The organism is Pseudomonas sp. HMSC08G10 (assembly GCF_001808425.1).
Classification (GTDB): domain Bacteria; phylum Pseudomonadota; class Gammaproteobacteria; order Pseudomonadales; family Pseudomonadaceae; genus Aquipseudomonas; species Aquipseudomonas guariconensis.
In genome coordinates this window covers 212111-224024 of sequence record NZ_KV793307.1, presented here as the reverse complement: position 1 = coordinate 224024, position 11914 = coordinate 212111, and the positions used below count along the sequence as shown (strand labels likewise).

Sequence of the window (11914 nt, the reverse complement as noted above, 5' to 3'; positions counted from 1 at the left end):
GCCCTATGGCGTCGAACATTGTGTAGACCATCCCTCGCAGGGAGGAATGCACCATGCGCAAACATCATTACGGGCTATGCGCCGCCTTGCTGGTGGCCATGGCCTTGCCTTGGACCCTTGCGGCCGCTGCCGACCTGAATGCGCCGATCGATCCGCAAGCGGTGCAACTGCAACCGCAAGAGCAGAACGGCGTGCGCTATCTGCAAGGCGGGATCGGCCAGGATGAAGCCAATGCCTTGCGTCGCACCCCCGGCTATGACCTGCATGTCACCTTGTCTGTCGGCCCGGAGGGCAAGTTCCAGAGCGGCGCAACGGTGGATATCCAGAACGCCCAAGGCCAGCAGGTCCTGGCGTTGCAGGACGTCGGCCCGCTGTTGTTCGTGCAACTGCCGCCAGGGCAATACCGGGTCACCGGCAATGCCGACGGCCAGACCGTGCAGCAGCAGGTGAGCGTGAGCGGCAAATCCCCCGCCAACGTGAGTTTGCACTGGCGGTAAAGCGTCCCTGAATATCCAGGAGTACATCTGTGCTCCTGTCGGATCCAGACCACAGGCCTGATCGTGGCTGCCTGTTGGAGGTACCGATCGGGCCTATATTTTTTTTGAACGATCTTGATTCCGCCTCCTTCTGATATTTCAGCAGAGCGCCTGCCGGAGCATGGCCATGAACCTGGAAACTCAGTTGAAATCGCTAGATGAATACGGCTACGTGCTGATTCCGGGCGTCCTGGAGCCATTGCGCATTGCCTTGCTGCGCTGCGCCATCGACGACCTGCAGCCACTTCACTGGGACTACCAAGGCCTGTTGGAACACTACAAATGTGTGTTCAACCGCAATCCGCTGTGGTTGTCGTTTCTGGATCTTGCGCCCTTGATCGATCTGGCCGAGGCCGTCCTGGGGCAGGATTGTCATGTGATTGGCCAGACCGCCTGGCGCAGTCATCCCGGTTACCCCGGCATGGAGCTGCACCTGGATTACCTGCCCATCGAGTTGCCGGACTGGATCCGCGCTCGGAAGGACTACAGCCAGCCAGTCCAGATTCTCACCGCCCAGTTGTACTTGTGCGATATCGATGAGTCCGTTGGCCCGACCCGGGTCGTGCCGGGCAGCCATTTCGCCGGTCGACCGCCCCAGGAGGGCGAGAACAGCTGGCAGGGGCAAGGTGCCAGAGATGTGCTGTGTCACGCCGGCGACGCGTTGGTGTTTCGCAGTGACCTGTGGCATGGCGGCGGTGCCAACCATAGCGCCGCAATGCGCGACATGCTGCAAGTGCACTACGGCCGGCGCATGGTTGCGCAGAAGTTCTCTCCCTACTTGGACTGGCACTTCAACCCTGAAGTGCTGGAAGAAGCGACGCCCAGGCAGCGGCGCTTGTTGGGGGAACACGAGGAGTCGGTGTATGACTGAACGGGGACTGCCGACAGCATTTGCGAGGGGGAATTCGTCAGCATGTTTAAAATATTTCTGAGCGACCTTCGGACGCTGCGGTATTAGATTCAGTGCGACATGCTCAATTGTTTACAAATATGCAACAGAGTGTTTTATCAACAAGCGGCAAATAGCCTTTCAACTTTTTGTTAGGTTGGCCGATAATCCAAAAAGTATTACGTCTTGTAACTTGGTTGGATGCACCCGGTTCAGGGCACTAAGAAGGAGGGGCATAAGCCCCCAATCTGGAATCAAGCCGGCAGGCATTGCGCTGGCTTGTCCGTGAAGACCATCAGGAGATTCATAGATGAAAACCCGTCTCGCCGCTTCGCTGGCTGCCGCCGTCCTGGCTTTGGCCGGCGCCAACATGGCCCAGGCCGCACAAGTGTCTGGTGCCGTTGGCGCCACCGGCCAAGGCGATATGACCTACCGTATCGGCCTTTCCTTCGACTGGGACAAGAAGTGGTTCGAAAGCAACACTGGCCACCTGACCGGTTACTGGGATGCGGCCTACACCTATTGGGAGGGCGGCGAGGCCAGCGGCGCACACTCGCTGTCGTTCAGCCCGGTGTTCGTCTATGAGTTCAGCGGCTTTACCTACACCCCCTTCATCGAAGCCGGTATTGGTCTTGCGGCATTTTCCAAGACCGATGTGGGCGATCAGCGCCTGGGCTCTTCGGTCAACTTCGAAGACCGCATCGGCTTTGGCCTGAAGTTGCCGGCCGAACAGAAGATCGGTGTGCGCGCAATGCACTATTCCAACGCCGGTCTCAAGCAGCCGAACGACGGCATCGAGTCCTACTCGCTGTACTACAGCAAGGGCTTCTGATACCCGTTGAGGGAGAGTGCGGCTGTAGGAGCGCTAGGCTTTGCCTGGCACCGGCTGCGCCGGTGTTCGCGGGTAAACCCGCTCCTGCAGGGATCACCGCCAATCCTGTGGGGGTGGGTTTACCCGCGAATTGGCCAGCGTAGGCTCGCAAGACAACGGCTTCTGCACGCCTGCAACGTCTCTGCATGTCAGCGCACCGCCTTGATCGCCAGCACATTGCACAACGGATGCTCCACCACATGGGCGGTGGTGCCGCCGAGGAAGGTCTGCATCGCATCATGACGATGGCTGCCCATGACGATCACGTCGATTCGGCTATGGCTGACGAACTGGGCAATCGCGCGCGTGGCCGGCCCCTCCAAAAAGTGCCGACGTTCAAGATCGATCTGATGGTGATCGCCCAGACGATTGAAAGCGGCGCGTTGGGCCGTGCGCACGCTACCGTCAAAGCCTGGCATGGTCACCGTGCCGGCGCCGAAGTCGGCGATGTGGGTCTTGGCCGCGTCGCACACATGCAGCAGGTGCAGTTCGGCGTTGCACTGCAGGGCCAGGGCATGGGCGCAGCGGATGACCTGTTCATCCAGATGCTCGCCTGCGCCATGGCAGTTCAGATCGACCGCGGCAGCGATCTGCCGGGGCAGGGGCAGGCGGATGTCGCTGACCAGGTGCACGGCGACAGGGCTGTCCTTAAGCAGTTGCCAGTCTAACGGCGTCACCAGCAGGCGCTTGAGCACCGGTTCGTGCTGAACGTCCTTGATCAAAAGATCGCATCCCAGGCGCTCGACTTGTTCCAGCACACTGCCCAGCGGGTCGCGAGTCAGCAGCAGCTCGGTGGACACATCCAGTCCGGCGTTGCGCAGCTGTTCGACTTCGTCGGCCAGCCACTGTCGGTTGTGCTCGAGCAGCCGCTCACGCTCGCGGGTATCGCTCATCAAGCCAAAGGTGTCGACATCGTCAACAAACACGTTGATATCCAGCAGGGCGCCGCTGGATTCAGCCAGCGCCGCGGCCCTTTGCAGGGCAGGTGTATGGCGCATCTGCGGGCCGAGCATCACGAACAATCGCTTGAACTGGCTCATCTCATACCTCCACGTGTGGCGGCCCCCAAACCGCCCGTGCCGGTTTACGCGCCAAGCGGCGCCCAAGTTCCTCTCTCAGTCTAGACCCTGGTGGCTGGTAGGCCCTGTGTCGATGCCTCCAGTGCCCGGCGACTGGGGTATGATGCGAGCCTTTTCTCCTACATCGAGGCCCGATCCATGTCCCTGAGCGTTGAACAGATTGGCGAATTCCGCGCCTTCGCCGAGCAGTTGGCCGATGCCGCCGCTGCGGCGATCAAGCCGTATTTCCGTGCAAGCCTGGACGTCGAGGACAAGGGCGGGCGCCTGTACGACCCGGTGACCGTGGCCGACAAGGCTGCCGAAGAGGCCATGCGTGAGCTGATCCAGGCGCGTTATCCGGCCCATGGCATCCTCGGTGAAGAGCAAGGTGTGGCCAAGGGCAGCAGCCCATTGACCTGGGTGCTGGACCCGATCGACGGCACCCGCGCGTTCATCACCGGCCTGCCGCTGTGGGGCACGCTGATCGCCCTGAACGACGGCGAACGTCCGGTGGTCGGGGTGATGAACCAGCCGTTTACCGGCGAGCGCTTCGTCGGCACCCCTGAGGGTGCCTGGCGCAGCGGTACGCCGCTCAAAACCCGCGCCTGCGTCGACCTGGCATCGGCGACCTTGATGTGTACCACTCCGGACATGTTCGACACGCCCGCGCGCAAGGCGGCCTTCGAGGCGGTTGCCGGCAAGGCGCGGCTGATGCGTTATGGCGGTGACTGCTACGCCTACTGCATGCTGGCGTCGGGTTTTGTCGATGTCATCGTCGAAGCCAGCCTGCAGCCGTATGACGTGCAGGCGCTGATGCCGATCATCGAGGGCGCAGGCGGTGTGATCACTGCCTGGGACGGCACCTCGGCGCAGCATGGCGGTTGCGTGGTGGCTTGTGGCGATCCGGCATTGCATGCCCAGGTCATCGAGATGCTGCGTCACGCCATGTGATCGCTTCGCGGGTGAACCCTCCACGGGGTGCTGCGGCGCTGTTAACAACGCGGCAGTCCCTGTAGAGCGGGTTTACCCGCGAACAGGCCATTGCAAGCAACACAAGATAGGTGCTGCCACGGTGCAGCGCTGTCTTTGAGTCTGCTGTTTGGCCTGTGAAGCGTCCCTGCACTACAAGCGTTTCGCTTACCCGCCGCACTTTTCTCCATTTGCACGCTCTATCGATGGCCAGGCTGAGCCGATGCCCGACCCAGCCGTTGATCCCAGACCCCGGTGCCGATGGTTGTTTCACTGCCCAAACCCTTCTCTCGCGTGCTTCTGGCAGGTGCCTTGACCGCTCTGTGCGCCTGCACCCAGCAGCAGGGGCGCGATGTCCTGACCCAGCTCGGTGACGGCAAGCCCAGCGAGCTGTTCCAGACCAGCGTCGACCGCATGGCGACGATCGCCATGCGCGACAATCTGCAGAGCCTGTACCTGCTGATGAACAAGCTCTACCAGCGCAATCCCAACCAGTGGAAGCAATCGGGCTACCTCGACGCCGCCACCGCCGAGCGCCAGATCCGCCTGGCCATCGAGCAGCGCCAACCCTTGGCACAGCTTGGCAATCGGCGCGACCTGGCGGCCTTGAGCTACGCCTTGAGCCCGGAATTTCGCGGCGACCGTGTCGGCGCCTTCATCTACGCCATTGGCAGCATGCTGATCACCGCTCATGGCGGGCGCACCGAGTTCTACATGACCGACACCATCGACCCGCTGTTCGTCAACAACGCCGCCCGCAACATCGAGAAGGCCACCTGGATGCTGAGCCAGCGCCAGGACGCCAATGGCGTATTGTTGCTGTTTTCCAATGAAATCTCCGAAGAGGGCAGCAACCTGAGCTTTGCCGTGGAGTTCGGCAAGATCGTCGCGCGGTTGGACCTGTTGGCCCAGATGCTTGACGAACGCTACCGGCGGATCGGTCTGAACTATGCGCAAAGCCTGCTGTTGCTGAACTTCCTGCCGGTGCAGTAGCCAGCGTTGTGAAGTCGACAAGGGTAGGTAACCTTCAGGGGGCGGGTTTACCCGCGAAGCGCTGTCCGATAACCGAACACGTCTCGCTTGCGGGGCGTTCGCTATCCGCACGTCGTTTGCTTAAGTCGCATTGCCCAAGGTCCCGCTTTTTGCTTAGTGTGTGGCGAGCACCAAGCCGGTGGTCGCCTGCCTCCATGTTCCCTCCACCGGCTCGATAGACTGACCGTGAACGACCGCAACCACTGGCCCCAGTGCCCGTAGGACGCGGCGACCAGAACAATAACGAAGCCGAGTGCCTTGCCTATGGAAAGCCGCCTGTTGAGCGAGCGCAGCAGCGTGTTTCATCGCGCCGACCCTTATGTCGTGTCCGACTATGTCAACCGGCACGTGGGCCAGCATTGCATCGGCCTGTCCCGCACCACCCATCCCCAATCGAGCCTCAGCCACCGCAAGATGGCCGAGCTCGACCTGTGCCGCATCAGCTACGGCGGCAGCGTCAGGGTCACATCGCCGGCGCTGGAGACCATCTATCACCTGCAGATCCTGCTCAACGGCAATTGTCTGTGGCGTGGGCACCAGCGTGAACATTACCTGGTGCCGGGCGAACTGCTGCTGATCAACCCGGACGAGCCGGTGGACCTGACCTACTCGGAGGACTGCGAGAAGTTCATCCTCAAGGTGCCCACCCATCTGCTCGATTCGATCTGCGAGGAGCAACGCTGGCAGCGGCCCAGCGGCGGGGTGCGTTTCTTGCGCAACCACTACCGGCTGGAAGAACTCGACGGCTTCGTCAACCTGCTGTCGATGGTGTGCCATGAAGCCGAGGTGAGCGATTCGCTGCCCAGGGTACAGGGCCATTACAGCCAGATCGTCGCCAGCAAGCTGCTGACGCTGATGAGCACCAATGTCCAGCGCGAACCCTTGGGCGCGGCGGGTGCGAGCCTGGAGCGCATCCTCGAGCACATCGACCGCAACCTCAAGCTTGAACTCACCGCCGAAGGCCTGGCCGAGCAGGCCTGCATGAGCCTGCGCTCGTTGTATGCGTTGTTCGACCGCCACCTGGGCACCACGCCCAAGCAGTACATCCGCCAGCGCAAGCTCGAGCAGGTGCATGCCTGCCTGCGCGACGCCAGCTGTTCGGTCCGCAATGTCACCGAACTGGCGATGGACTATGGCTTCCTGCACCTCGGTCGGTTCTCCGAGCACTATCGCCAGCGCTTTGGCGAGCTGCCATCGGAGACTCTCAAGCGCCGCAATTGACCTGTGCTCGCGGGCTTGCCCGCGATTGCGCAAGCCCTGCACCCTGCGCACCGAACTGCGTGCACAAACTGGATAGCACTCTGCACGATCCGGATATTGCCCCCGCCGCCCAATCCCTAACCTGACCTGGCCTGAACAATAACAATGGAGACCCTGGCCATGTCCCTGGGATTCGACTACGTCAATGCCATGCTCGAGGACGATCGGGAAAAAGGTGTCTACCGCTGCAAGCGGGAGATGTTCACCGACCCGCGCCTGTTCGACCTGGAGATGAAACACATCTTCGAGGGCAACTGGATCTACCTGGCTCACGAAAGCCAGATTCCCGAGAAAAACGACTTCCTCACCCTGACCATGGGGCGCCAGCCGATCTTCATCGCGCGCAACAAGGACGGTGAGCTCAATGCCTTCCTCAATGCCTGCAGCCACCGCGGCGCCATGCTCTGCCGGCACAAGCGCGGCAACCGCTCAAGCTACACCTGCCCGTTCCACGGCTGGACCTTCAACAACAGCGGCAAGCTGCTCAAGGTCAAGGACCCGGCCAACGCCGGCTACCCTGACAGTTTCAACTGCGACGGCTCCCACGACCTGACCAAGGTCGCCCGCTTCGAGTCCTACCGAGGCTTTCTGTTCGGCAGCCTCAACGCGGACGTCAAACCGTTGAGCGAGCATCTGGGCGAGTCGGCGAAGATCATCGACATGATCGTCGACCAGTCCCCCGAAGGCCTGGAAGTGCTGCGCGGCTCAAGCTCCTACATCTATGAAGGCAACTGGAAGCTCACCGCCGAGAACGGTGCCGACGGCTACCACGTCAGCTCCGTGCACTGGAACTACGCCGCCACCCAGAACCAGCGCAAGCAGCGCGAGGCCGGGGAAGAGATCAAGACCATGAGCGCCGGCGCCTGGGCCAAGCAGGGTGGGGGCTTCTACTCCTTCGACCATGGCCACCTGTTGCTGTGGACCCGCTGGGCCAACCCTGAGGACCGTCCGGCCTACGAGCGCCGCGAGCAGCTGGCCGCCGATTTCGGCCAGGCCCGCGCCGACTGGATGATCGAGAACTCGCGCAACCTGTGCCTGTACCCCAACGTTTACCTGATGGATCAGTTCAGCTCGCAGATTCGTGTCGCCCGGCCGATTTCGGTGAACAAGACCGAGATCACCATCTACTGCATTGCGCCCAAGGGCGAAAGCGCCGAGGCGCGGGCCAAGCGCATCCGCCAGTACGAAGACTTCTTCAACGTCAGTGGCATGGCCACCCCGGACGATCTGGAAGAGTTCCGCTCCTGCCAGACCGGCTACGGCGCCGGCACCGGCTGGAACGACATGTCGCGGGGCGCGACTCATTGGGTGGAGGGCGCCGACGAGGCGGCCAAGGAGATCGAACTCAAGCCGTTGCTCTCGGGCGTGCGCACCGAGGATGAAGGCCTGTTCGTGCTGCAGCACAAGTATTGGCAGGACACCATGCTCAAGGCATTGGAGCAGGAACAGCGATTGATCCCCGTGGAGGCCGTGCAATGAGCATTTACGAGACCGTGCGCGATTTCCTTTACCGCGAGGCGCGCTACCTGGACGATGCCCAGTGGGACCAATGGCTGGAGCTGTACGCCGCCGATGCGACTTTCTGGATGCCGTCCTGGGACGATGACGACACGCTCACCGAAGACCCGCAGAGTGAAATCTCGCTGATCTGGTACGGCAACCGTGGCGGTCTGGAGGACCGGGTGTTCCGGATCAAGACCGAGCGCTCCAGCGCCACGGTGCCCGACACCCGCACCTCGCACAACATCAGCAACATCGAGATCGTCGAACAGGGCGATGGCCAATGCCAGGTGCGCTTCAACTGGCACACCTTGAGCTTTCGCTACAAGACCACCGACAGCTACTTCGGTACCAGCTTCTACACCCTCGATCTGCGCGGCGAGCAGCCGCTGATCCTGGCCAAGAAGGTGGTCCTGAAGAACGACTACGTCCGTCAGGTCATCGACATCTACCACATCTGATTCCAGGTCACGGCGAGGGCCGTTCGGGGTGCCGCAAGGCGCGCCGCGGCCAGGCTCGCCCCGGAGGTACGCCATGAGCTTCCAGATCGCACTGAATTTCGAAGACGGGGTCACCCGTTTCATCCAGGCCGACGGCCACGAGACCGTCGCCGATGCCGCCTACCGCCAAGGCATCAACATCCCGCTGGACTGCCGCGACGGTGCCTGTGGCACCTGCAAGTGCCAGGCCGAGGCCGGGCGCTACGACTTGGGCGACAACTTCATCGAAGACGCCCTGAACGAGGACGAGATCGCCCAGGGTTATGTCCTGACCTGTCAGATGCGTGCGTTGAGCGAATGCGTGATCCGCGTTCCGGCGTCCTCGCAGCTGTGCAAGACCGAGCAGGCCAGCTTCGAGGCCACCATCGCCGATGTGCGGCAGTTGTCCGAAAGCACCATTGCCCTGTCGATCAAGGGCGAGGCGTTGAACCGTCTGGCGTTCCTGCCGGGGCAGTACGTCAACCTCAAGGTGCCGGGCAGCGAACAGACCCGCGCCTACTCGTTCAGTTCGCTGCAAAAGGACGGCGAGGTCAGTTTCCTGATCCGCAATGTGCCGGGTGGCCTGATGAGCAGTTTCCTCACGAGCCTAGCCAAGGCGGGCGACCAGATGACCCTGGCCGGCCCTCTGGGCAGCTTCTACCTGCGCCCGATCCAGCGGCCCCTGTTGCTGCTGGCCGGTGGCACCGGCCTAGCACCGTTCACGGCAATGCTGGAGAAGATTGCCGAACAGGGCAGCGAGCACCCGCTGCATCTGATCTACGGGGTCACCAACGACTTCGACCTGGTCGAGCTGGACCGCCTGCAGGCCTTCGCCGCGCAGATTCCCAACTTCACCTTCAGCGCCTGTGTGGCCAACCCCGAAAGCCAGTACCCACAAAAGGGTTACGTGACCCAGCACATCGAGCCACGCCACCTCAATGACGGCGACGTGGACGTGTACCTGTGCGGGCCGCCACCGATGGTCGAGGCGGTCAGCCAGTACATCCGCGAGCAAGGCATAACGCCGGCGAACTTCTACTACGAGAAGTTCGCGGCGGCGGCCTGAGGTTTCACGGGGCTGCCCGCATCGTGCGGGTGAGGGCGGCCCCCTTTTTATTTCGTCCGCGAACGCTGTGGCAGCGGCGCATCGGAGAAGTGCAGATGAACAACAGATTCCAAGGCAAGGTCGCCCTGGTCACCGGCGCCGCTCAAGGCATCGGCCGCGGCGTGTGCTGGCGGCTCAAGGCCGAGGGCGCCCAGGTGGTTGCGGTGGACCGCTCCGAGCTGGTCCACGAGCTGGCCGGGGAGGGCGTGCTGACCCTCATCGCCGACCTGGAGCAGCACGCCGACTGTGCCCAGGTGATGGCCCAGGCCGTGGCGACCTTCGGCCGTCTCGACATCCTGATCAACAACGTCGGCGGGACCATCTGGGCGAAGCCGTTCGAGCACTACGCGGTCGAGCAGATCGAGGCCGAAGTGCGGCGCTCGCTGTTCCCGACCCTGTGGTGCTGCCACGCGGCGCTGCCGTACATGCTCGAGCGCGGCAGCGGCGCCATCGTCAACGTCTCCTCCATCGCCACCCGTGGCGTCAACCGCGTGCCCTATGGCGCAGCCAAAGGCGGCGTCAACGCGCTGACCGCCTGCCTGGCCTTCGAAACCGCCGGCCGCGGGGTGCGCGTCAATGCCACCGCACCGGGCGGCACCGAGGCGCCACCGCGGCGTATCCCGCGTAACAGCACTGAGCAGAGCGAGCAGGAAAAGGCCTGGTACCAACAGATCGTCGACCAGACCGTCGCCAGCAGCCTGATGAAGCGCTACGGAACCATCGACGAGCAGGTCGGCGCGATCCTGTTCCTGGCCTCCGACGAGGCCTCCTACATCACCGGCGTCACGTTGCCGGTCGGTGGTGGCGATCTCGGCTGAGATCGCCTGCGGCAAGGTTTTCTTCACACAACAAAAACAACAGAGATAGATGCCATGCGAACCCTCGACGTCCAAGCGATCATCGACAACGCACGCTTCACGCCCTTTCACTGGATGGTCATGGCCTGGTGCGGCCTGCTGCTGATCTTCGACGGCTATGACCTGTTCATTTACGGCGTGGTCCTGCCGGTGATCATGAAAGAGTGGGGCCTGACCCCGTTGCAGGCCGGTGCCCTGGGCAGCTATGCGCTGTTCGGCATGATGTTCGGCGCCCTGGCGTTCGGCAGCCTGGCCGACCGCATCGGCCGCAAGAAAGGCATTGCCCTGTGCTTTGCGCTGTTTTCCGGGGCGACCATCCTCAATGGCTTTGCCAGCACCCCTGGCGAATTCGGTATCTACCGCTTCATCGCCGGGCTCGGCTGCGGCGGGCTGATGCCCAACGCCGTGGCGCTGATGAACGAATACGCACCCAAGCGCCTGCGCAGCACCCTGGTAGCGATCATGTTCAGCGGGTACTCCCTGGGCGGCATGCTCTCGGCGGGTGTTGGCATCTACCTGCTGCCGCGCTTTGGCTGGGAGTCAATGTTCTTTGCTGCGGCGCTGCCGCTGTTGCTGTTACCGGTGATCCTCTACTACCTGCCGGAGTCCATCGGTTTTCTGGTGCGCCAGGGCCGCGTGAAGGACGCACGTGCGCTGCTCAAGCGTCTGGATCCTGACTGCAATGTGCAGGCGGACGACGTGCTGCAGGTCGTGGAGCGCAAGGCCAAGGGCGCTTCGGTGGTGGCATTGTTCCGTGAGGGCCTGGCGGTGCGCACCCTGGCGCTGTGGCTGGCGTTCTTTTGCTGTCTGCTGATGGTGTATGCGCTGAGCTCCTGGCTGCCGAAGCTGATGGCCAATGCCGGCTACAGCCTGGGCTCGAGCCTGTCGTTCCTGCTGGCGCTGAACTTTGGTGGCATGGCCGGGGCGATCTTCGGTGGTTGGCTGGGGGACCGTTACAACCTGGTCAAGGTGAAGGTGGCGTTCTTCCTGGTTGCGGCCTTGTCCATCAGCCTGCTGGGCGTGAACAGCCCGATGCCGGTGCTCTACGGGCTGATCTTCATCGCCGGTGCCACCACCATCGGCACGCAGATCCTGCTGTATGCCGGCGCCGCCCAGTTGTATGGCCTGTCGGTGCGCTCCACGGGGCTGGGCTGGGCGTCGGGCATCGGCCGTAATGGCGCCATTGTCGGCCCGCTGCTGGGCGGTGCGCTGATGAGCATCAATCTGCCGCTGCAACTGAACTTCATCGCTTTTGCCATCCCTGGTGCCATTGCCGCGCTGGCCATGGCCGTGCACCTGGCCAGCAGCCGGCGCCACGGCCTGGCCGCGCCTGCCCAGGCCTGACCGTTCACTGACGC

The 11914-nt window shown here is 62.7% G+C and carries 12 protein-coding genes; 11 read left to right on the top strand and 1 reads right to left on the bottom strand.

Features of this window, described 5'->3' with window-relative positions; all coding sequences use genetic code 11:
- Positions 1-53 precede the first annotated feature (53 nt).
- The 3 genes from HMPREF3173_RS13415 to HMPREF3173_RS13405 all read left to right on the top strand — a co-directional run bounded on the left by HMPREF3173_RS13415 (position 54) and on the right by HMPREF3173_RS13405 (position 2257).
- A complete protein-coding gene (locus HMPREF3173_RS13415; RefSeq protein WP_043210775.1) occupies positions 54-497 on the top strand; it encodes a flagellar hook assembly protein FlgD in 444 nt (147 codons plus the stop codon).
- Positions 498-663: 166 nt separating this feature from the next.
- Entirely contained in the window at positions 664-1407 is a 744-nt protein-coding gene (locus tag HMPREF3173_RS13410; RefSeq protein WP_070573779.1) for a phytanoyl-CoA dioxygenase family protein, read from the top strand.
- A 388-nt stretch (positions 1408-1795) separates the two neighbouring features.
- Entirely contained in the window at positions 1796-2257 is a 462-nt protein-coding gene (locus HMPREF3173_RS13405; RefSeq protein ID WP_371906675.1) for an acyloxyacyl hydrolase, read from the top strand.
- 188 nt (positions 2258-2445) lie between these two features.
- On the opposite strand, the gene HMPREF3173_RS13400 is transcribed toward HMPREF3173_RS13405, so the two are convergent.
- Positions 2446-3336, bottom strand: coding sequence for a universal stress protein (locus HMPREF3173_RS13400; RefSeq protein WP_043210780.1), 891 nt, complete (start codon positions 3334-3336; stop codon positions 2446-2448).
- 177 nt (positions 3337-3513) lie between these two features.
- Between HMPREF3173_RS13400 and hisN the strand changes: the two genes are divergently transcribed.
- From hisN to HMPREF3173_RS13360, 8 genes are all read left to right on the top strand, one after another.
- Positions 3514-4305 (top strand): histidinol-phosphatase, encoded by a 792-nt coding sequence (hisN, locus tag HMPREF3173_RS13395; protein ID WP_070573776.1) that lies wholly within the window; start codon positions 3514-3516, stop codon positions 4303-4305.
- A 279-nt stretch (positions 4306-4584) separates the two neighbouring features.
- Entirely contained in the window at positions 4585-5316 is a 732-nt protein-coding gene (locus HMPREF3173_RS13390) for a hypothetical protein (RefSeq protein ID WP_070573774.1), read from the top strand.
- A gap of 303 nt (positions 5317-5619) precedes the next feature.
- A complete protein-coding gene (locus tag HMPREF3173_RS13385; RefSeq protein ID WP_070573772.1) occupies positions 5620-6576 on the top strand; it encodes a helix-turn-helix transcriptional regulator in 957 nt (318 codons plus the stop codon).
- A 159-nt stretch (positions 6577-6735) separates the two neighbouring features.
- Positions 6736-8094 carry a benzoate 1,2-dioxygenase large subunit gene (gene benA, locus HMPREF3173_RS13380; protein ID WP_043210865.1) on the top strand — a complete coding sequence of 453 codons (1359 nt, stop codon included), beginning with the start codon at positions 6736-6738 and terminating at the stop codon, positions 8092-8094.
- Positions 8091-8576 carry a benzoate 1,2-dioxygenase small subunit gene (benB, locus tag HMPREF3173_RS13375; RefSeq protein WP_043210788.1) on the top strand — a complete coding sequence of 162 codons (486 nt, stop codon included), beginning with the start codon at positions 8091-8093 and terminating at the stop codon, positions 8574-8576. The genes benA and benB overlap by 4 nt, the downstream gene beginning before the upstream one ends.
- A gap of 73 nt (positions 8577-8649) precedes the next feature.
- Positions 8650-9660: a benzoate 1,2-dioxygenase electron transfer component BenC gene (benC, locus tag HMPREF3173_RS13370; protein WP_070573769.1), complete on the top strand. Its 1011-nt coding sequence runs from the start codon at positions 8650-8652 to the stop codon at positions 9658-9660.
- Between the two features lie 95 nt (positions 9661-9755).
- The gene (locus HMPREF3173_RS13365; protein WP_070573767.1) at positions 9756-10517 is read left to right on the top strand and encodes a 1,6-dihydroxycyclohexa-2,4-diene-1-carboxylate dehydrogenase; all 762 of its coding nucleotides are present in this window, start codon (positions 9756-9758) and stop codon (positions 10515-10517) included.
- A 54-nt stretch (positions 10518-10571) separates the two neighbouring features.
- The gene (locus tag HMPREF3173_RS13360) at positions 10572-11900 is read left to right on the top strand and encodes an MFS transporter (RefSeq protein ID WP_070573764.1); all 1329 of its coding nucleotides are present in this window, start codon (positions 10572-10574) and stop codon (positions 11898-11900) included.
- Positions 11901-11914: the final 14 nt, after the last annotated feature.